Source organism: Kovacikia sp. CALU 1929 (assembly GCF_056784235.1).
Genome location: NZ_JBXBCF010000058.1, coordinates 122,862 through 145,150, shown reverse-complemented (window position 1 = coordinate 145,150; position 22,289 = coordinate 122,862). Strand labels below are relative to the sequence as shown.

The window sequence follows — 22,289 nt, the reverse complement described above, 5'->3', positions numbered from 1 at the left end:
TAGCACTGATCGAGGCAGAGCCTCCAGGTTTGCCATTCCCAGGCTGAGCCTGGGAACGAGATGGATGGATGATGGGAACGTGCTGTCACTTCTATGTTTCCGCTTATTTCAGTTCAAGATTCCGGGAATCTTAACCCCTTTTTAGCGACAAAGTTTAAAGTTTAATTCTTTGGTTGAAGTTTCCATTGGGCATCGACTTTTCCTTCCTCACTGATAGCCGTAATGGTGGCAGATCCAGCTTTTCCCGTTGGGGTCTTGAGTTCACAGTTGAACTTCTCCCCAACCTTCTGGAACAATTGAACTTTCGCACCACAATCCGCCTTTACATCCAGTTTTTCCCGTTGTTTGATCGACTGTTGAAGCTGGGTTTCGGCTGCTGATAGACGCAAGATTTGTTTGGTTTTGAAATTGAGACTGCCTGTATCATCCTTCACGGTGACTCTAACCGGAAAGCTACCCTGGTCAATTTGGGCTTTGCAGTCAAACACCTTTCCAGGTTCTAATGCCTCCTGGGGTGGGCAAGAAACAGATTTAAGTGGAACGCCGATTTCCTTGGGCAAATTTTGGGCGATCGCAGATTCTACCTGCTTTGTTGCCTCTGCCGGTGCCAGATTCGGAGCAGATGCAGTCGTTTCAGTTATTGAACTGGCAGGCACGGAGTTATGCCCCTGAATCGAGCGACGAGCCAAATTTCCACAACCAGATAATCCACCCAAAGAGAGAGTTGTGATCAGAAAAATGACTGAAATGTGTCTGAAGTTGAACCTGTAAGCCTTCATCCTCTTTCTCTAGCAATATTGCAGGGATTGATTCTAGCCCACATGATGGGGGAAGTGTTGTGCCAGGGTGCCGTTAACATGGCTGCCGGGTTTGCCAGAACACTTTAGCCACTTCCCAGCAGAAGAACTTCAGGTATCCATGCAAATGATGCAAGTAGGGATATCCCTACTAAAAGGCTGCAATTCCCCTACCTGACAAAAGGAGTTATAGTTCATTACATTTTGTGTAAATTTTCTTGGGAGATATTGCAAACTTTACAAAACGATGCTGAAGCTTTATAAGTTAAAGCATCGTCTATAGCTAGGGGTAAATACCTAGTCATCCCTATAAAATTTGGAGGTTTTAATTTATGCGGATTGCCCAAATTGCCCCTCTCTGGGAGCGCGTGCCGCCCCCAGCCTACGGTGGTACCGAGTTGATTGTGAGCTTGCTGACTGAAGAACTGGTGCGTCAGGGGCATGAAGTAACGCTGTTTGCATCGGGAGACTCGATTACCACGGCGACCCTGGAGCCGATACATCCTCAGGCGTTGCGACTGGATAACTCAGTCAAAGAGTACGGCATTTACGAGATGTTGCAATTAAGCCAGGTTTATCAACGGGCAGATGAGTTTGATATTATTCATTCCCACATGGGCTGTTCGGCTTTGCCTTACGCTCCCCTGGTAAAAACGCCTACCGTCCATACCTTGCACGGCATTTTTACCCCTGACAATGAAAAAATGTTTGTCCATGCCCATAAGCAGCCCTATGTCAGCATTTCCCATGCTCAACGGGAACCGAGATTAGGACTTAATTGTGTGGCGACAGTCTACAACGGGATTGATCTTTCCACTTACACCTATTTCCCTAAGCCCAGCGACCCGCCTTACCTGGTGTTTTTAGGGCGTATCTCGCCTGAGAAGGGAACACACCATGCGATCGAGATTGCCAAACGGTCTGGCTGGCACCTGAAAATTGCCGGTAAGGTCGATCGCGTTGATGTAGATTACTACGAAAACGAAATCAAACCCCATATTGATGGTCAACAAATCGTATATCTGGGTGAGGCAAACCATACGCAGAAAAATATTTTGATGGGGAATGCTTATGCAACGTTGTTCCCCATTACCTGGCGAGAACCGTTTGGGCTGGTGATGGTTGAATCGATGGCATCGGGGACCCCAGTGATTGCAATCGAGATGGGTTCAACCAAAGAAGTGATTGCCCACGGTAAGACAGGTCTGCTTTGTAAGAATGTAGACGAGTGTGTAGCCGCGATCGATCAAGTGGCTAACCTGAGTCGTCAAGCCTGTCGTGACCACGTAGAAGCTAACTTTAGTGTCCGACGGATGGCGGATGGCTATCTGGAGGTTTACCAAAAACTTCTGGCAGAAAGGTTTGCTCAAAATGGTCGAGCTAAAGGAAATGTTCAGCTTACTCACTCATGAATCGGAATTATAGCGTTTTTGAATCCAGTGAGGTACATGGATAGCCGTAGAATCCTTGAGTCAAACAGATGTGATGTACCTGACTCAGAAAGGAAACGCTATAAACTAAGTTTGAGCATTCGGTAAAGTTAGATTGACTGGTAAGTAGGTGAGTGAAATTAAACTGAAGACCCTCATCCCCTAACCCCTTCTCCCATAAAAGGAGAAGGGGTACCAACCCGGCTACCCTCGCCCGTTTATTGCTAGTTATGCGATTAAATCGCTCACACAGTTTTCGGAGTGATTACATTCACCATTTCATTAGCTTAGAAAAAGCCAGAAACAACCGCCATGAAAGACTGAATTTGCCTTTCCCAGATCCAGTCTTTGATAAAGTCGGCACTGGCACTACTCCGGTAAGTGGCTTCCTGGTGGTTGGTGTAGATCCGCTCCAGAGTTTCAACGACTTCTTCAATATCTGATTCCCCCCAACCCTCCACATTACAAGCTGGGTCAGCCGATTTGACAGAACGCTGGGATTGGAGGGGATAGCCAAGGTTATGGCGGATTAAGTCCAGGTTGCCGGTGTTGGCAGATAGGAGAGTGGGAATTCCACAGGCGAGGCTGGCGATCGCGATCTGATTCGTGCCGACTTCACAACGGTTGGGAAAGACAGCGGCATCAACTTCTCGGAGAACCTGACCAAGTTGAGGGTAGGGTACAGCACCCAAATTCAAAAAGGACTCTGGTGATAATCCGTTGCTGAGTAACCACTCACCTAACTGTAGTTGCCCGTTCTGGGCAACAGCGGGTAAACCTGTGACATTGCCAGATTGCTTCAATTCTTTTAAGCTGCCGGGATGCCATGCAGTCACCAGAAGGGCTTCTGGATGGCGACTGTGGAATGCTTTGAACGCAGCAATGACAATATCCTGTCCGCCGCTGTAGGTCAGTTCGCCACCAGAAAAGATGACGAAGCGATCGCCAAACAGATTCGCCTTCAACCCTGGGTAAAATAGCGTCAGATCAAGCCCCTGCATAGCGATCTGGATCGGATTCAGTCCATGACTTTTGAGCCGTTCCGTCATCCAGGTGCAACCCGTCAGGAGCCTGGCGCAATTACGAGCGAAGGCGATCGCGTCAGATGTAAGACAATTGACTGAACAGCCCAAGCCAATATACCGGGTATGCTCCAACCGCTCTAGAGCCTGGGCAGTTGTAAAGGCTTCTCCTAATAAACTGACAATCCATCGATTAGCTGGCTTAGAGTCATTCTGAGCCGCAGGTGAAACCAGAGCCGGTCGTAAGAGTGCCTGATACAGGGATGGTAGTAATTCATCCACAGAGCCATTCACAACCGGACGCAAGCGGGAGTTCTTCAAAAGCTGAAGCGTCAGATAAACCCCATAAATCCCCTGATCCGATACCAAATCAAGATTCCAGCCGATATCAACCTGAGTTTTCTGCCCCCTCTCCGCGTCCCCCCATCCCCGCGTCCCCGTCTCCCCAACGGCTAAAGATTCCTCTGCCCCTCTGCCCCCCTGATCCTCCGCCCCTCCACTCTTCCATTCCTCCGCCCCAACCTTCTGCTTCAAGGCTGTCTGCACTTGCTCAAACACACTCCGCCAGTCCCCTGGCTGGCTCTGACGAAACAGACGCAGGGTGGGATACCAGGGGCTATCCTGGCGTTCCAGCATCCAGCGCCAATCGGGAGAATAGGACAGCAGCAACCAGACGGGTTTACCCAGCGCTCCCGCCAAATGTGCCACCGCCGTATCAACACTGATAATCAAATCAAGCTGGGCGATCGCCGCTGCCGTATCGGCAAAATCTTCTAGACGGACGCTAATATCCTCAATTGAGGGGTGGGGATTTGTCTGCAACTCAGCGGCGGCATCCCCTTTCTGAAGGCTGTAAAAGCGAACTCCCGGCAGATTTGTCAGGGACTGAAAGTACTCCAGTTTGCAGGAGCGGTAACGATTATTTTTGTGGTCAGGGTTGCCCGTCCAGACGATACCGACTTTGAGAGGGGAAGGGAAGAGAGGGGGAGAGCTTTCCCTGGGGACATTCAGGTAGGGAATAGCAGTGGGAATGGTTTCTAAGGTAGTGTCCAGGATATGGGGCAGGCTCAACAGGGGAGCATGGGTATCGAAAGGTGGCAGGGGAGAACCCTGAGTAATGAGTTGATCAATACCAACCACCGTTTGCAGCAACCGCTGGAGGAGTGGCTGACATTCCACCAGAACTTTTCCCCCACGGGCTTTGACGATGGGAGCGTAGCGAATGAACTGGATAGTGTCTCCCATTCCCTGTTCGGCATGGAGGAGGATGGTTTTGCCATCCAGGGAGGAACCATCCCACAGGGGCTGGGCAAAGGGGCGGGATGACCAGTTTTTTTGTCGCCAGCGCCATTCGTATTCGGCAAAACCGTTTACCAGGTCACCTTTCAGCAGCAGGGCATGGCCCAAATTCTTGTGCGCCTCCGGGTACTGGGGAGCCAACTGAACGGCTTGACGATAACTGGCGATCGCCGCCTCCAGGTGGGCTAATCGACGCTGTACAAATCCCAGACTGTAGTGGGCATCTGCAAAGTCAGGTCTGAGGGCGACAGCACGCTGGCAGTGGATCAGGGCTTCCTCTAACTGATCCTGTTCTTGCAGCACACTGCCCAGATTGTATTGGGCATCCGCATGGTCAGGGTTGAGGGCTATCGCTTGTCGATAGTGGACAATGGCGGCTTCCGGTTTCCCCTGTTCCCGCAGGGCACTGCCCAGATTGCACCAGGCATCGGCAAAATTGGGATCCTGCTGAAGGACTTGCTGGAACTGGGCGATCGCGGACTCAATTTTTCCACTCCGACACAGGATGACTGCCAGAAAGTGCTGGGTTTCTACCTGTCCAGGTTGCACTGACAAAACTTGGCGGCAAACCCGTTCAGCCTCAGCCAAATTACCGCTGTTGTATTGCTGGAGAGCCGTTTCAAGTGACTGATGGGGAAAAGCGGTTTCGGGTTTTGGAGGTTGGGTGACTGGCTGGGAAACGGCTGCAATGGCTGGGGTGGTCGATTTCTTCCTGGCTTTCTTGGTTTTCCGGGGCTGGTTGGGTTCCCCCTCACCAAATCCCGTCCCTTGGAACGATAGTCCTGCTCCTGGCGGCTGACTGCTGGCAACCAGGCTACGGTTGGCTGACTGGATAACCTGCCTGTTTTCTGGCTCCACGCCTAACGCCTGCCTGACTTGCTCAATCACCCCTGCCCAGTCGCCCGGAGATGTCTGACGAAACACTTGCATTGTGGGATACCAGGGGCTATCCTGCCGCTCCAGCATCCAGCGCCAGTCGGGGGCATAGGGCAGCAGCAACCAGACTCGCTGACCCAGTGCCCCTGCCAGATGGGTAACTGCGGTGTCAATGGAAATCACCAGATCAAGCTGGTTAATCAGAGCAGCAGTCTGAACGAAATCGGTCAATTGCTGCCTGAGATCGCAGACCTGAGGATGGGATGCCAGAGTCTCCTGATCCCCAGGGGGTAGATCCTTCTGCAAACTGAAGAGGCGAATATTGGGGATTTCTGCCAGGGAGAGCAGTAGATCCAGGGGCACAGCACGGGTGCGGTTGTAGGGATTTTCAGGATTACCAGACCAAACGATGCCGATGTTGAGGGGAGAGGGGGGGAGGAGGGGAGAAGGGGAGGGAGGGAGGGGTAAATTAATTCCGGCGGGGAGGGTCAGATAGGGGATGGGAGCGGGAACGGTTTCCAGGGTGGTGCCCAGGATATGCGCCAGACTCATCAGAGGAGCGTGGACATCGAAGGGGGGCGGCGGACTACCATAGGGAATCACCTGCTGGATATGGGGAATGCCTTTGAGGAGATCGACCAGCGGTGGATGGCATTCCAGGATAATGCGTCCACCCTGTTCGGCGATCAGGGCGGTGTAACGGACAAATTGAATCATGTCGCCCATGCCCTGCTCGGCATGGAGGAAGATGGTTTTGCCATTCAGGGGTGAGCCGTCCCACAGGGGAGCAGGCAGGGGGCGCATTGGGTGGAAAGAGGGTAGATTTACCCGCCAGCGCCACTCATATTCAGCAAATCCAGCGCCAAAATCACCCCCAATCAGCAGGGTAAGGGCTTTGTTCCAGTGGGCTTCGGCAAACTCTGGCTCGATCGCGATCGCCCGGTCGTAGTGCTGAATCGCCGTTTGCAAATCCCCTTCATCCCGAAAAATATTGCCCCAGTTGTTGTATGCCTTGGCGTAGTCGGGTTTGAGGGCGATCGCCTGCCGATAATGGTCAGCCGCCTGCTGGAAGTCACCCAGTTCTTTCAGGGCATTGCCAAGATGGTTGTGTGCCTGGGCAAAGTGAGGACGGAGGGCAACTGCTTGCCGGTAGCAGTCAGCCGCCTGGGCAAATTCTCCCTGGGCGTAGAGGGCAAGCCCCAGGTTGTTGTAAGCATCCGCGTACCTGGGATTGTAAGCGATCGCCATGCGGTAATGGTGAATAGCCTCCTCGACCTGCCCCTTAGTCCGCAACGCATTGGCATAGTTGTTGTGGGCATCGGCGTAGTCCGGCTTCAGTTGTAGTGCCTGCTGGTAGTAAGCGATCGCCTCCTCTAGCCTGCCCTGTTCGTGAAACGCCACCGCCAGGTTATTGCAAACGTCCTGGTGGTTTGGGTCAGCGGTCAGTACCTTGCGGTAATGGGCGATCGCCTCCTCATATTTGCGTTCCCGGTGGGCGATCAACCCCAGCAAATGCCAGACCTCTGGGTGCTCCTGCTGCTGAAGAATCTGGAGACAAACCTGCTCTGCCTCCCGCAATCGTCCCGTTTGTTGATGCTGAATAGCGGTTTTAAGGTTTTCGGGAATCGGTCGTTGGAGGTTGGGGGTTGGGGGTTGGGGGTTGAGTGCTACAGAGATTGCATCCATAAGCAAAGCAGGAACCGTCCCTTGGGAAGGGTGTGGTAGCGCTCCTCCGCTCCTTTGCCCCTCTGCCCCTCTGCCCCTCGGCTCCTCTGCCCCTTCGCTCCTCTGCCCCTCTGCACCTCTCCGGTACCCTACTTCTTTCTCCAATTCCTCTCTTACCCTGACCAGCACACTTTCCCAATTTCCAAAGGAGGGTTGGCGAAACAGGCGAATGGTGGGATACCAGGGGCTATCTTCCCGTTCCAGCATCCAGCGCCAGTCGGGGGCAAAGGGGAGCAGCAGCCACACGGGTTTACCTGAAGCGCCTGCCAGGTGGGTCACAGCAGTATCGACTGAAATCACCAGGTCAAGCTGGTTAATGATTGAGGCGGTGGCAACGAAGCTGGTCAGGGAACCGCGCAGATCCTGAATCTCCGGGTGTGTTTGAAGCTGCTGGATATCCTCAGTCGGGGGTTCTTTTTGCAGGCTGTAAAGATGAACGCCAGGAATGTCTGCCAGGGGTAGTAACCCTTCCAGGGGGACGGTGCGGGCGCGGTTGTAGGGGTTTTCGGGATTGCCGGACCAGACGATGCCGACTTTGAGGGAGGCAGGGGGGAGGTGGGGAGAGGGGGAGAGAGGGGGAGAGGTTTCCCTGGGGGCATTCAGGTAAGCAATAGAGGCGGGAATGGTTTCCAGGGTGGTGCCCAGGATGTAGGGTAGGCTCATCAGGGAAGCATGAACATCGAAGGGCGGAAGGGGGCTACCGTAGGGGATGATCTGAGCAATGCCGGAAACGGTTCTGAGCAGGTCAACCAGGGGTGGATGGCACTCGACCATGACTCGTCCGCCTCGCTGGCTAACCAGGGCTACATAGCGGATGAACTGGATCGTATCGCCCATGCCCTGCTCGGCATAGAGGAAAATAGTTTTGCCTGCCAGGGATGAGCCGTCCCAGCGGGGTTGGGTATAGGGGCGAGGTGGAGATTGTTGCTGGAAGCGGCTCCACTGAAACCGCCATTCATACCCGGCAAAGCCCTGCTGAAAGTCGCCGATGAGTAAGTGATTGAGGGCTTTGTTCCAGTGTGCCTCGACAAAATTGGGGTCAGACGCGATCGCCTTCTCATAGGCATCAAACGCCGCCTCAATTTGTCCGGTATTTCTAAGCGCAATACCCAGGTTGTTATAGGCACCGGCATAGTTGGGCTGCAACTCAAGGGCTGTGTGGAAGTGCTCAAAGGCTTCCTCAAACTGTCCTTCCTGCTGAAGGATATTACCCAGATTGCTGTGGATTTCGGCAAAGTCGGGTTTGATTTCCAGTGCCGTCCGATAGCAGGTGATTGCCTCTGCGACTCTGCCCTGTTCTTGATAGAGGTTGCCCAGGTTGTTGTACACTTCCGCATAATCAGGGCGGAGGGCGATCGCCTCCTGAAAGTGGGCGATCGCTTCGTCAATTTTCCGTTGATCCTTGAGGGCGGCTCCTAAATTACTGTGGGCTTCGGCAAAGTGGGGGCGCAGTTCCAGTGCCCGCTGATATTGGGCGATCGCTTGATCCAGCTTGCCCTGTTCCTGTAGGGCATTTCCCAGGTTGCTGCACGCTTCCGGGTAGTCGGGTCGCAGAGTCAGTGCCTGCTCATATTGGGTAATCGCTTCCTCCAACTTGCCTTGCTGCTGAAGGGCATTTGCCAGACTGTGGTATGCCTCTGGAAAGCTGGGCTTAAGGGCGATCGCCTGCTGATGCTGAACCACTGCCTCTTCAAACCTGCCCTGCTGCTGAAGCAAGTTTCCCAGACTGTTATAGACCTCCGGATAGTTCGGTTTAATTCCTAATGCCTGCTGAAAAGCCTGAGCCGATTCTTCCAGCCTGCCGCAACGCTGGAGGGTAGATCCCAGGGTGTAGTGCGCCTCTGGGTAGTTGGGTCTGAGGGCGATCGCCGTTTGCAGATGGGAAATTGCCTCCTCCAGCTTGCCTTGATCCTTCAGGGCAGTTCCCAGATTATTGTGTGCCTCTGGATAATCAGCTCGGAGGGCAAGTGCCTGTTCATAGGCGGCGATCGCGTCATCCACTGCCCCCATCTGGCGCAACGCATTTCCCAGATTGTTGTGGACCTCAGGATGCTCAGGGCGTAGTTCCAGCGCCTGCCGGTAGTAGCTTACCGCTTCCTCCGCCTTTCCCTGTCCCTTCAGCACGACCCCAATGCTGTTGTACGAGTCGGGATTGTCAGGTTGTAACGTCAGGACTTGTTCAAAGCAAGCAACCGCTTCCTGAAACCTGCCCTGCTGATAGACCAGTGCCCCCAACAGGTTGAGCGCATCGACTGCGTCGGGCTGCTGCTCAAGAATGTGGCGATAGACCTGTTCAGCTTCGTGGGCGCGACCTTCTCGCTGATGTTGCAGGGCAAGTTGCAAGTTATCAGAGGTAGCAATCATCGGTGAATACCTTATGACTCGGGGGTGGAGCGTCATGCGTTTTCTGGCAGACCTATTTTACCCACCGTTTCAAATCCATCAAACTGAAGGGCGCTCAACCGAACGTTTCACTTCATATAACTTCTAATTCATGCCCAGAATCGGCAATGCCCTGGATCAATATTAAACTTTGGCGATTCAGGCTTTTTGGATAGGTTTTTCCCGTGAACCTCAATTAAAGTTGGTAAATTGAAATACTTTAATCTCTCGTCCTTTCGCTAGAATCTGTTGCAAAAATTGTCAACTTCTGGCTGAAGTAGGTTAAATTGATTTGACTCCTCCTGTCGGCAAAATTCTGGCTCATTCCTGATTTGTCAATAGGTTGTTTATCTGGTCAGTGTTTCAACCCAATTTGCCTCCCTAGCTCAGTATGTTTCCCTCATCCTGACCATGTTTGACTCATGACTGCTGTGCCCCTGCCTCGACAGCCATCCCAACCAACCGAACGCACCCCAACGGGTGGCGGGAGTGCTTCTCCTGATATCACCCCTGTGTTTGCCTTGAAGGAACTGGTGGCACGGCTGAATCGGGAGCAGCACAAAATTCAAGATTTGTTGAGTTCATTGGGGTTTGCCCTCCGAAGTTTCAATAACCTGAACCAATTTCTGGAGTTGATCCCGTTGATGGCAAGCCGGGTAACCGACTCTGATGGGGGAGCATTATTACTGTTTAAGCCCAATGGGCAGGTGCGACTAGAGCGGTTGCACTGTCAGGATAGTAACTGGTGCCAGGACATTCGTAAGGCGATGGAAGCTGCCACCCGGCAGGTGACGTCTTCCCTACCTCCCGCAGTTCCAGGAGAGGCACTAACGCTACCACCGGGGGCGATCGCCGCTCTGGATCATCAAGTCAGCCATCATCTGGGTAACAATATTCAACTGTTTGGCACCGCTATTCTGGTCAAAAACAATGAGCGGGGACGGCTGTATGTCTTCAGTCGCGATCCTCAATATGCCTGGACAGAAACCCGCCAGAAGTTAGTTCGCCTGGTGGCAGACCAGACTGCCGTTGCCATTGAAAATGATGAACTCACGGTCGAACTTCGCAAAAAGGAACGCCTTGACCGTGAGCTAGAGATTGGCGCAGAGATTCAGCTCCGGCTGTTGCCCCGTCAGTGCCCTACGATTCAGGGGGTAGAACTGGCGGCTCGCTGTAAGACCGCTAATCGGGTGGGAGGGGACTACTACGATTTCATCCCTGCCAGTTATGACGAGATGCGTACCCGCAAGGATGGTAACAGTGAGTCTGGGCGTTGGAGTTTGGCGATCGGGGATGTGATGGGGAAGGGGGTGCCCGCCGGGTTAATTATGACCATGACGCGGGGGATGTTGCGGGCAGAGGTGTTGAACGGTCACTCCCCAGCACGGATCTTGCAGCACCTGAACCGGGTTATGTATGCCGATCTGGAAAACTCCAACCGCTTTGTCACTCTGTTTTACTCGGAGTATGATCCCAAGACGCGGATTCTTTCCTATAGCAACGCCGCTCACAACCCACCCCTGCTGTGGCAGGCATCGACCAAATTGATCAAGCGCCTGGATACGTTGGGAATGCTGATTGGGCTGGATGCAGACACCCATTATCAAGATGCCCAGATCCATCTCCATGCAGGGGATACCCTGATTTACTACACCGATGGCTTTACTGATGCATCTAATCAGAGCGGCGATCGCTTTGATGAAGAAAACCTGACTCAGGCATTTCAGTGGGCATGTCAGCACTGTAATAGTCCCCAGGACATCCTGGAGTATTTATTCGAGCGGGTACAAACTTTTACAGGTACTACCGATCGCAACGCCGATGATATGACGCTGATTGTGATGCGAGTAACGCCGGAGTGAGGCGGAGGGGAGAGAGGGAGAGAGGGGGAATGGGTGTGTATGGGGCGTTTTTTTAGCGCGTCAATCAGATACGCACCGATTAACTTTGAAGGGGTAGTGGTGGAAGTCAAATAGCAGCCGAATCAACTGCCAATGAGTTGAGGTGGGCGATCGCAGAGCAGCCATTAAAAATTTAAATAGCAGATAGAATCTCAAGCCGATTTGCTCCCATAGGGGGCGATGTTTTAAGTAGTAGCAAAGCTGGCTGCGGCGATATTCGATGATCATGCGATCGGAAATCTGCTCGGTGGAATGCCCCCGAATGTGAATAACTGAAACGTCAGGAGTGTAAAGAATTTTCCAGCCCAGGGTTTGGGCACGCTGGCACAGATCAGACTCTTCAAAATACATGAAAAACCCTTCATCAAATCCATTCAATCGGTCAAATAGGGTTTTGCGAATAAAGAAGGCGGCTCCTACTACAACATCCACTTCATGGGTTTGATCAAAGGTTTGTTGAATAGTAGGTTGGTTGGCAACATTTTCGTATTGTTTCAACAGTTTTAGGGTTCTAAATTCTCCATTCAAACTGATTGCCCAGGCAGTAGAAAGCTGCAAACTGCCATCGGGATTGAGTAATTTAGGACCAATGATGCCAACCTCTGGATGATCTTTCATCAACAGAACCAGCGATAACAGAATGTCGCCGATCAGTTGAGTATCCGTATTCAAAAGCAGCAAAAACTCTCCCCTGGCGATCCTGGCTCCGACATTATTACCGGCTCCGAAGCCGCGATTTTCTGATTGTTTGATCAGATGAAATTTGGGAAAGTGTTGCTCAATAAATTCGGCACTGCCATCTGTGGAATAGTTATCCACAATAATGACTTCGTAGGGAACGGAATGGAGGAATTCTTGTAGCGATCGCAAACAAGGTTCAATCACATCTATGCCGTTGTAATTGACCAGAATAATTGAAACGAGCGGGATGCGATCGTCAGTCATGTGTTCAACTTCCACTACTACCAGAGCTTCCCTAATTTGCCAATTAATCCGTGATAGGTGCCAACCGTACAGGCATGGATTTTGCTGACTTTTGATCCAGATTCAACCAGCAAAATTTTGAGAATGGTCAGAATCAAATATTTGATGCGTCGAAGCAAACAGGTAACTCGGTAAATTCCTTTGGCATGATGCAGTTCAAGATAGGTCTGGTTCCGACAAATATAGTAGTACCGCAACGGCGAATAAAGCTGAAATGCTCTTTTCCAGCCCAACCATTCCACCTGAAACGGCATCCCAAAGCGGTGAACCATCCGGGCAGTAGGAACCACAAAATTCTGAAAACCTGCTTTGCGTAGGCGCAATCCATAGTCCAGGTCAATTCCATCTATAAACAGATCCCGGTTTGGTGGTGGAATTGCCTTTGCCACCCGCATCTGTACCAGGGAACCCGAGGTGATTGGGGCATCACATTCGTAAGGGTCTGTGGCATTAGGCGGTTGGAACCCCCGGAAGCGATCGCCCAGAAACCAACTGGGTTGTACAATTTTCCCTGTCCGAGCATCGATCGCGGTGGGAGCCATAATCCCCAAATCACAACCTTTTTTTGCCAGGTGAGTATACGCCTCTAGCAATTGGGCAAGGCATTCTGGCTCAGGCGTACTGTCCTGGTCAAAGGTCCAGAGGAAATCGTATCCCTGCTCGAATGCCCACTTAAATGCAAGCTCCAGACCACCCGCAATACCCAAATTTTCAGGATGGACCCAGACCAAGATCCTGTCACTGGTTTGAAAGCCTGGAGAGAGAACCAGTGGTTGGGCAGAATTATCAACAATTAGAATTTGCTTAACCGCAAGGGTTTGAGTCTGAATAGCGGCAATGCAGGCATTCAGTGCCTCAGCATCCTCGTAAGCGGTGATGTAGGCTGCAACGGTGAAAGCCTCAGGAATTAGATTTTGGACTGGAGCGTTCACCCGAAAGAAGCCTCACCTGTATTTGAGTCAGCAGTATAGCAGGTGATGGGGAGTTGAGAGTTTTGAGTTGAAATATCAAGTCGTCAGGTTTAGACCTCCGAGGTTTTCAAAAAACCTCGGAGGTCTGGAGCCAAGGGAATCAGTCCCCTTCTAGCAACTAACAACCAATAACTAACAAGCCCTCTACCCCTTCCTCGCTACCTGCGCATTCCGGCGCAGCATCCAGGGTTTGATTCGTTTCAGGGCTGAACCAGTGAAGTGGTGGGTGTGGTCTTCATCAGATAGGTTTGCCAGTTCAGCCAGGGTGGGGTTGACTTTCCAGGGGTCGGGCTGGAAGTCATGGGTATCGGTGGGTTTGGCGAAACGCTGGTTCCAGGGGCACACATCCTGGCAAATATCGCAGCCTGCCACCCACCCTTGCAGGTGAGGGGCGATCGCAGTCGGTAATTCCTCTGCCCGGTTTTCAATGGTGTGATAGGCAATGCAGCGATTCGAGTCAATGACAGACGGTTGGGTAATTGCCTGGGTGGGACAGGCTTCGATACAGCGGGTGCAGGTGCCACAGTGGGCAGTGTGGGGGCGATCGGGGGTGAGGGAGAGGTTGGTTAAGACTTCTCCCAAAAATACCCAGGAGCCATACTCTCGCGTAATCAGGTTGCCGTTCTTGGCAATCCAACCAATGCCTGCCCGCTCTGCCCAGACTTTATCCTGCACAGGACCAGTATCAGCGTAGTAACGGGTTTGAATGTCGTTGCCCTGTTGTTCTAGCCAGGTTGCCAGTGCCTTCAATCGCTTGTGCAGGACTTTGTGATAGTCTCGCCCCCAACCGTAGCGGGAAATTTTGGCGTACTGTTGCCCTTGAGGACGGGAATCCCCAGTGTAGTAGTTGATCGCTACACTGATTAGCGATCGCGCTTCTGGCATAACTAACCGAATATCCTGACGCTTTGGATTCTCCATCCAGGTCATGTCTGCGTGATAGCCCTGTGCCAGCCAGGACAGCAATCTGCCGTTGTCAGGCGCGTAACTACCGTCTAAGCCTGCAATTCCCACCTTATGAAATCCCAGCTCTAACGCCTTCTGCTTAACTTGGGCACTGATTTCCATAACTACCAAAACCTGAAACTAAAGCCAATCAGCTTCGGAGGGCTTTGAATTAATACGCACCTGAATTTTGTTAATCTCCTCTATTATTTCTGTTTAATCTTCAATCAGCTTTTGGAATACTGTAGAAATACTAAAACTACAAGGCAGGGGAGAGAAGCCAAAAATGCAGCATAGGTACTGTTTGGCGACAAAGCAGGTCTGTCTAGTTTTCTGCACTGTACTGATCCTACTAACAGGGTTATTTTCTGCTCCAAAAGCCTTATATGCGGCTAGTAGTAGCAATAATGCTTCGTCCCCGACTAAAGTTGAGTGCAAGTTTCCCATCTTTAGTAGTTGCGGAGTAAACAGTGGGGACAAAAAGGTTATTGATGTTTCCCGTTCAGGATCTGATAGTCCAGAAACCCAGTCTCTTCGAGGAAAAGACCTGAGTGGGAAGGATCTGACAAGTGCTAATCTCTCTCTCGTGAATTTGAGCTATGCCAATCTATCATCTGCTGATTTTGACGGCGCAAATTTAGCTGAAGTAAAGTTGGGTAAAGCAGACTTGAGCAAAGCAGACTTTTCCGAGGTCGATTGGAGCAAAGTGAACCTGAGTAAAACAGATCTCCTTGCTCTTGTGAGGACAAAACTAAATAATGGCTTTTTTTCTGGAGGCTTGTTGACCAGGCAAGATTTGATTGATCTCTTAGAGCCGGATTTGCATCAGCTTAACTTGATTGGGGACAATCTTAGTGGAGCAAATTTAAGTGGGGCAAATTTGAGTGGGGCAAATTTGAGTGGGGCAAATTTGAGTGGGGCAAATTTGAGCAAGGCAAATCTAACAGGAGCGAAAATGCCAGATGGTTCTATTTATAGACTTCGCTAAGTTCCACTGATGACCAATGACCAATGACCAATGACCAATTACGTCAGTTCACAGACTTGTTGTAGCCATTCGGCATCTTTTTCACTCAGGGTGGGAGTTAGTTTCTCCACCACTGCTTGATGGTATGCCTTCAACCATTCGCGTTGGCGATCGCTGAGTCGATTCAGGTCAATTAACCGTTTATCGAACGGAATATAAGTCAGCGATTCAAACCCATACCAGATGGTTTTGGGTGGTTCAGCCCCTTCTGCTTGAGGTTCGGTCAGGTCTTTGACCATATACAGGTTTTCGAGCCGAATGCCACCCCAACCCGGCTCGTAAAATCCCGGTTCAATGCTGGTGATCATGCCCGGTTCCAGGGGTTCATGCACCAGTTTGCTGATGCCGTTCGGTCCTTCGTGGACATTCAGAAATGCCCCCACACCATGCCCAGTTCCATGTCCGTAATCTAAACCAGCAGACCACAGGGTAGAGCGGGTAATGCCATCCAACTGTGCCCCCGTCGTTCCCTTGGGAAAGCGTTGCATGGCACAGTTGATATGTGCTTTGAGGACTTCGGTATAACGCTCAATTTGTTCCGGGGTAGGATCGCCAATGATGACGGTGCGTGTGTCGTCTGTCGTACCAGCCGCATATTGAGCGCCAGAATCAAGCAGGAGCAGTTCTCCAGGATTAAGCCTGCGCTCTGGGTTGGGTGTGCCGTAGTGGACGATGGAACTGTTAGAACCCACTCCGGCGATCGTGTTAAAGCTTAAGCCCTGGAAGCCTTCTTCCGCTGCATAAAACCGTTCCACTGTCACGGCTACATCGGCTTCTGTGAGTGAAGTTCCCTTCGCAAGCTGCCTAGAGATCCACTTCAATGTGCGGGCTTTTGCCCGACTGGCTTTCAGATTTGCCTGCTGCATGTGGGCTAACTCGACCGCATTTTTGCGGGCTTTCATACCCTCAATCGGATTATCCGCTTCTAAAATTTTGGGTCTGCTGGAGTGGTCTTTGAGGATCTGGTAAGTCCCCATTGTGCTGCGTTTGATGTCCAGTAGAACCCGGCAGGGAACCGATTGGGAGAGGAGCGATCGCAGGCAGTCTGCGTACTCTTCATAGGGCATCAGGGTAACGCTGGGTTGGAGCCGTTTCTGAATTGCAGGCTCAATTCGTTTCAGGTTGGTGCATAAAAATGCTTGTTCGCGGGTAATGATGGCATAGGCAATAAACACAGGGTTGTAAGACACGTCCCAACCCCGCAAATTAAACAGCCACGCAATTTGATCGAGTTTGGTGACGGGCAAAATCTGAACATTCTTGTTGTCCATCTCCTGTCTGACCCGGTTTAGCTTCTGCTCTAGCGTTTCGCCAGTTAAGGTTTCAGGCAAATGGAATAGCTTGGAATGGGCAAATACGGGGAATGGTTCGGTTTCTGCCCAGAGTGGCAGCGATCGCACCGTATCCACCAAATTTTCGCGTAACGGCACCAGCACCACCCCACAAGGCTCAACCCGCTTCTGAAAATCACGGTACTGACTAACTGCCAGCGTAAATGGGTCAAACCCCAACCGATATTCTTTGCTGTTTTGGTTGGCTTCCCGCCCCAGGTTTTCCAGAGCTTCTTCTAAGGTTTTATGCCCTTCTAACCCGACTTTGGCAATCTGGATCAAAGCAGGATTCACTTCTAACTCTGCCTGCTCATAATACCGAGAATCGACAAACAGCCATGCCTGATTTCGTCCCAGCAGGAAATCCCCCTTTGACCCCGTAAACCCGGATGCCCAGATGCGGTGCTGTTTTGCCTCTGGCAGGTATTCGTTCAGGTGTTCATCAGCAGAGGGGATCAGGTAGGCATCGAGTTGATGTGCTGTCAGCAGCGATCGCAGATCTTCTAGCTTGGCACGAGTGGTTGCAAAAGACGTTTGAGGTTGTAGCAGGTCAGTAGGAGACATCAGGTCGAGAGAGGTAAAAGGTGACGGGGGTAAAAGAAAAATAAACCAGGTTAAACCTCATCCAAGTTGAGAACTGAAAATTTTTTCTGGGAAAAATCACGGGTTTCTAGGTTTGTGAGGTTTAATCACAAAAAATTCTGCTACTTGAAGTTATAGCGGTTTTTGTAGAGGGTTCACTAGATCCTGCCGTTTGACTTTTTACCCCTGCTACGAACCCAACTTGAACCCTTCCAGAAATAGCCCGTAGGTCAAGCCTATTTTGATCGCGTTCGTCGATTCGATCAATAGCGATCGCGACAGTTCGGGCTTATTGCGGTAAGTTACCCAGCTAATTAATTCGCAGATCGCGGTCAACAGTACTGCATAGACAATATCCTGAGTTCCCTGCTGCCCCGACACGGACGAAATGGCGATCCCTAAGAAGTTACCAAATAACAGACTAATGATTAAAACTGATAAACGCCGCCAGGGGTTACGCAGCCAACTTACCAGCCAATCTATAGCGGTACTAAATACGGTATTGAGGCGAGTATTTTGCATAGGTCAGTTAGCGGTGGTGGTTGAAATGAATTTAGCAAAAGCCGCGCTGATTTAGACATTCGCAATCATCGTCCATAATTTTATCTTCTTAAGAAAAATATATTTCATGGGGATCAGAATATTCTTCCTTCAAATCAGCAAAAAGGCTGTTATCACTAGAGATATGAATACGGGTGGCAAAGGTCATGTGGGGCAGACAGGTCAACGATTCAAGGCGCGTCGGTCTTTTGATGGCGTTAGGTGGTTTGGGCGTATTGATTGCAGCCTCTCTGGTGATGTTGTTGACCCATCGCTGGCTAGGGACTGACCCGTCCCCAACGCAGTCTTCAGAAAGTTTTTCCACGTCAGCTCAAAAAACTCCCGAACCCATTACAGCTTTGCCAACAACCGCAGCTTCCCCTGCACCCACCATTTCACCCCAGGCAGAACCGACTAACCCTACAGGTGGGACAAGTGCTTCTAGCGTCAGCATTGCTTCCGGTGGCTCCAGTTCAAGGAGCTTAACTTCTGCTTCAGAGGGTTCTGTTACCGCCGTTCGTCACGGGGTTTTGCGAATCAGTAACCCTACAGGGTATCCCGTGCGGGTAGCGCTCCTGGCACAGATATCCCAATCGGCTTCTATTGAAACCGCAGCTGGCTACGATCTTCCAGCCCATTGGGATTTTGCCCCCCAGGAAGGCGGAGCCAAGGGTTTAATTGTGTCTCTCCCCAACCGCAATCTCCAGGTCAAGCAAGGCGATATTCTGGTTGCCTTTGCCCAGGACGGCTCCCGTCGCTACTGGGGTCCCTATGTCGTAGGAGAAACCACCCTGCCTCAATGGAACCCTAAGAGTGCAGAGTGGGAGTTGGTTTTGCAGCCGTAAAAGATGCTACCAGGAATGGTTTGTAAGGAACTATACTGCGATCGCTGATGGAACTGCTAACAGCACAAGTCAGCGGTTGTAGAATACTCACATGCCGCTTTGATGGCACCGATGGCCGCTTCATCTGCATTGATGGCAAAGCTGTCATAGCCGCACCTAAACCTGCGGGAACGCTTTGCTAATAGTCGCCAAGGCTCCAGGCTTCTTTTACGCTACAGACGCATCCCCGTAGGGGATCATGTCACTTTTGCAAGTTCCCGATTTACCCTCATCCCCAACTCTTCTCCCCAGGGAGAAGGGGCAGGATTCAAAGTCCCTCTCCTTGGGGAGAGGGATTTAGGGTGAGGGTACAAAGGTGACATGCACTCTCCCCGTAGGGGCTTAAGGCACTATGTAGACTGAAGCGTAAGTTTCGCTAAGTGCTGAATCGGACAGGACATACCTTTTCAAACAACTTCTGAATTACAGAAAATGTGATTCCCGCTTTTTTTCAAAAAATCAGGGATCGGGAGAGCTGTTTTAGCTACCAGTAACCAATCAATCTACGGAGTTTATTAATATCCAGACAATCAGTTGTAAAGGCTTTGGGCAAATAATTGGAAGGAATAAATTCATCGTATTTTTCCAACAAGTTGTAGAACCGATGTGTAAATTTTATCGCCGCAGCTTTGTCAGGAAACAAAAGTTTCATGGATCGCAGGGGGGGCAAATCAAAAAGCTAGTTTCCCCTACTTATCCTTCTAAAAATTTCTTTATATTTTTGGAATTATCCTCACAACTTTCTCACATTTTCACCCTAGAATCATTTCAGAAAGGATAAATACGAGCTTGATATACAGCAGTTCTCATGCTGATGTGGTACAAGCTAGTGGTTTGTTATGAGTCATTAGTCATTAGTCCTTTGTGGACGACCAATGACCAGTGACCGATGACCAATGACCAATGACCAAGAACGACCAAAAACGTACCTCACAAATCTGAGAATTGCTATAGATCAAGACTTCAGATAGTTCAATCAGGGCGTCTTAGAATTCGTCAACAGATAGCTGATTTCACTTCTTCTTAACATCAACTTCTTTACATCAACGATTGATAGTGACGAATTTTAAAATATGCTCCTGGTTGAACTGAGATCAAAGGATCGTCCAGGGGAATTTTGGCACGGTTAAAAATTCTCTAAGAGTTTCAGATAACTAACTTTCAAGGTTTGAACCATTCTGCTGTTCAGTTAGCACGAAGAGAATAGCTTGCGTCTTCAAGCAGATGAAATGCTTAAAGCGATGGTGCTTGCAAATCTGCCTGACAGAGGAGTTTAACTGTTATGAAACGCCCTAGAAAAAACTATTTTCTAGGCAAGCTTTGTCTGGCGTAAGTTAGTAGTTGAAGAGCATTATTCTGATCTGCGCAATAACGTAAAGGAACGCTGGAATGATGAGTCATTCCATGATCAACCCCAAAATCTTAAAGCATTCTTAGAACAGCATAAAGATTCAGGCTCATTTCCAGAATTCAAAGTCAAGCCAAGTCATGGCAGGCGATTAAGAGAAAGAAACGTCCTTGCATCTGCTTAAACGCATTCTTAAATGCGATTGGAAAGGAGGAAAAGAACATGAGACCGGAAATGAAGCGGTTTACTCTCAATACAACCTTAATGGGGCGTATAACTGAAATTCAGCCAGAAAAATCGGAGTTTCGTATCAAAGTTAATAGTGGAACAGAATTCCGCGTTCGCGTGAGTAAAGAAACTCAGTTTCAATTTCTGAAGAATCTGGATGGGATAAATCGCGATCGCTATCCAGTTCCTGAAGAGTTTGATGGCAGCCCATCGCAATTCATCACGCGGTATATTCGTCCCAACTATTTGATTGTTTCACAAGGAACTTACCAGGAAGATCTCGATAAGTCCTGTTTCAATGCTCGACGGATTCATTTATTACAGTCCCAGGATGGTCAATATCTGTTTGAGAATAATATGTGGTGGCTTGCCCAAATTTCTCGACTGGCAGATACCTGGTTAGGCTTTTTGTTTCCAAATAAGACAACCTACGAAATCGATGATTTCAGGCTTTACCAAACCAAATTAAACATCATTGGCTTGCCCTCCGATGATAACTTGCAGGAATGTGCGACCCTTTCCCGATTGATTTATGGGCTGTCATCTGCCTACTTGCTCACGGGATGTGAACGGTATCTTTCAGCCGCCCGTGCCGGAGTGAACTATCAACGGGAAACCTTCCGCTACCTGTCCAATGATGGTAAGCACTGTTTTTGGGCTTTTGGTAAGCGAAGAACTGAGACCAGTTACGAACTGTATATCCGTTCGCTGAACGAGGACGACAAAGACACGATTCCCCTTTATGAGCAGATTTACGCCCTGGCGGGACTGGCGCAGTATTACCGTATTACTCTCGACTGGGAAGTCTTAGACGACATTAAGCGAACGGTTCGCACCTTCAATGACCTCTTCCGTGATAAGGAATCAGAATATGGCAGGGATGCCTACGGAGACTATTTCTCTCACCTGGATCCCGTAACATTGACGTGGGACAGCGAGGCTTTAGGACCTAACCAGGCGAGAAAAAACTGGAACTCGATTGGAGATCATATTCCAGCCTATTTGATCAATGTGCTGTTAGCGATCGAGCCGTTGCCGATCCATGCCCACAGCTACGAAGAATTGCACACGTTTGTCAACATCTGCCGAAAAATTCTTCACAACACCAGCACTATCATTCTGGAGAAGTTTCCGGATCCCAATCCAGAAGTGCCGTTTGTGAATGAACGATTTCATCGGAACTGGAAACCAGATCATCAGTGGCGCTGGCAACAGGATCGAGCCGTGATTGGTCACAACCTGAAGATTGCCTGGAACCTGACTCGGGTTGCTAATTATTACTATTGTTTGGCGGAACACACCTCCGATGAACAAGAAGAAGAAAGCTCGCTGCGCCTTGCCGACAAGCTGATGAAGTTAGCGGAACGGCTCGGTGCCAATATGGCAAAGGTGGGATGTGATCTTTACCGGGGTGGTGTGTTTGATGCGGTCGAGCGCCATCCGACTAATGACATGGGCGTTGAGTTTCCGTGGGGGAATCATAAGGACTTTTGGCAGCAAGAACAGGCGATTCTGGCTTACTTAATTCTGTATGGGTGTAGTCGTGAGGATGAAGACCAGCGGCAGGAGTATTTGCAGCGTGCCCGTGAAACAGAAGCCTTCTGGAACTTGTTCTTCTTAGACTCTGACACGAAAGGGGTCTTTTTCCGAGTCACCGACATTGGGATACCCGACCTTGAAGGAGAGCACCGAGACAAAGGTGGACATTCGATTTCTGGTTATCACGCCTTTGAGTTGAACTTTTTAACTCATATCTATATGAGTGTTTATGTGACGAAACAGCCCTTCTGTTTGTACTTTAAACCGAATGCCAATTCTCGGCAGCATTCCATCAATGTGCTACCTGATTTCTTCAAGCCCGACACTCTGGAAATCAGACATGTCAGTGTCGATGGCATTGAGCGAACAACCATTGATCGCAACAACTTCCGAGTTGAATTGAGTGAGGATGAATTTCGGGTTAGCTCGGCAGCAGAAATTGTTGTGGAATTTAACCCCGTGAGCAAATAAGGAGGGT

Annotated in this window: 12 protein-coding genes; 5 read left to right on the top strand and 7 right to left on the bottom strand. The window is 50.3% G+C overall.

Annotated features, from left to right (window positions below; translation table 11 throughout):
• Positions 1-161: 161 nt before the first annotated feature.
• Entirely contained in the window at positions 162-779 is a 618-nt protein-coding gene (locus tag AC1S52_RS07840; protein ID WP_482028466.1) for a DUF4333 domain-containing protein, read from the bottom strand.
• A gap of 350 nt (positions 780-1,129) precedes the next feature.
• Between AC1S52_RS07840 and AC1S52_RS07835 the strand changes: the two genes are divergently transcribed.
• Positions 1,130-2,209, top strand: coding sequence for a glycosyltransferase family 4 protein (locus AC1S52_RS07835; RefSeq protein WP_482028465.1), 1,080 nt, complete (start codon positions 1,130-1,132; stop codon positions 2,207-2,209).
• A 305-nt stretch (positions 2,210-2,514) separates the two neighbouring features.
• On the opposite strand, the gene AC1S52_RS07830 is transcribed toward AC1S52_RS07835, so the two are convergent.
• The gene (locus tag AC1S52_RS07830; RefSeq protein ID WP_482028464.1) at positions 2,515-9,513 is read right to left on the bottom strand and encodes a tetratricopeptide repeat protein; all 6,999 of its coding nucleotides are present in this window, start codon (positions 9,511-9,513) and stop codon (positions 2,515-2,517) included.
• A gap of 440 nt (positions 9,514-9,953) precedes the next feature.
• Between AC1S52_RS07830 and AC1S52_RS07825 the strand changes: the two genes are divergently transcribed.
• Positions 9,954-11,393 (top strand): PP2C family protein-serine/threonine phosphatase, encoded by a 1,440-nt coding sequence (locus AC1S52_RS07825; protein WP_482028463.1) that lies wholly within the window; start codon positions 9,954-9,956, stop codon positions 11,391-11,393.
• Positions 11,394-11,453: 60 nt separating this feature from the next.
• On the opposite strand, the gene AC1S52_RS07820 is transcribed toward AC1S52_RS07825, so the two are convergent.
• The 3 genes from AC1S52_RS07820 to queG all read right to left on the bottom strand — a co-directional run bounded on the left by AC1S52_RS07820 (position 11,454) and on the right by queG (position 14,455).
• A complete protein-coding gene (locus tag AC1S52_RS07820; RefSeq protein ID WP_482028462.1) occupies positions 11,454-12,377 on the bottom strand; it encodes a glycosyltransferase family 2 protein in 924 nt (307 codons plus the stop codon).
• 17 nt (positions 12,378-12,394) lie between these two features.
• Positions 12,395-13,348 carry a glycosyltransferase family 2 protein gene (locus AC1S52_RS07815; RefSeq protein WP_482028461.1) on the bottom strand — a complete coding sequence of 318 codons (954 nt, stop codon included), beginning with the start codon at positions 13,346-13,348 and terminating at the stop codon, positions 12,395-12,397.
• Positions 13,349-13,531: 183 nt separating this feature from the next.
• On the bottom strand, positions 13,532-14,455 hold the full coding sequence (gene queG / locus AC1S52_RS07810) for a tRNA epoxyqueuosine(34) reductase QueG (RefSeq protein WP_482028460.1): 924 nt from the start codon (positions 14,453-14,455) through the stop codon (positions 13,532-13,534).
• Between the two features lie 163 nt (positions 14,456-14,618).
• Here queG and AC1S52_RS07805 point away from each other — a divergent pair, with 163 nt between their 5' ends.
• Positions 14,619-15,320, top strand: coding sequence for a pentapeptide repeat-containing protein (locus AC1S52_RS07805; protein WP_482028459.1), 702 nt, complete (start codon positions 14,619-14,621; stop codon positions 15,318-15,320).
• 38 nt (positions 15,321-15,358) lie between these two features.
• On the opposite strand, the gene AC1S52_RS07800 is transcribed toward AC1S52_RS07805, so the two are convergent.
• Positions 15,359-17,254 (bottom strand): aminopeptidase P family protein, encoded by a 1,896-nt coding sequence (locus AC1S52_RS07800; RefSeq protein ID WP_482028458.1) that lies wholly within the window; start codon positions 17,252-17,254, stop codon positions 15,359-15,361.
• Between the two features lie 207 nt (positions 17,255-17,461).
• On the bottom strand, positions 17,462-17,794 hold the full coding sequence (locus AC1S52_RS07795; RefSeq protein WP_482028457.1) for a DUF565 domain-containing protein: 333 nt from the start codon (positions 17,792-17,794) through the stop codon (positions 17,462-17,464).
• 173 nt (positions 17,795-17,967) lie between these two features.
• On the opposite strand from AC1S52_RS07795, the gene AC1S52_RS07790 reads away from it, so the two are divergent.
• Both AC1S52_RS07790 and AC1S52_RS07785 read left to right on the top strand, forming a co-directional pair.
• Complete coding sequence (locus AC1S52_RS07790) at positions 17,968-18,657, top strand: hypothetical protein (RefSeq protein ID WP_482028456.1); 690 nt, start codon at positions 17,968-17,970, stop codon at positions 18,655-18,657.
• A gap of 1,609 nt (positions 18,658-20,266) precedes the next feature.
• On the top strand, positions 20,267-22,282 hold the full coding sequence (locus AC1S52_RS07785; protein ID WP_482028455.1) for an AGE family epimerase/isomerase: 2,016 nt from the start codon (positions 20,267-20,269) through the stop codon (positions 22,280-22,282).
• The last annotated feature ends 7 nt before the right edge of the window (positions 22,283-22,289 follow it).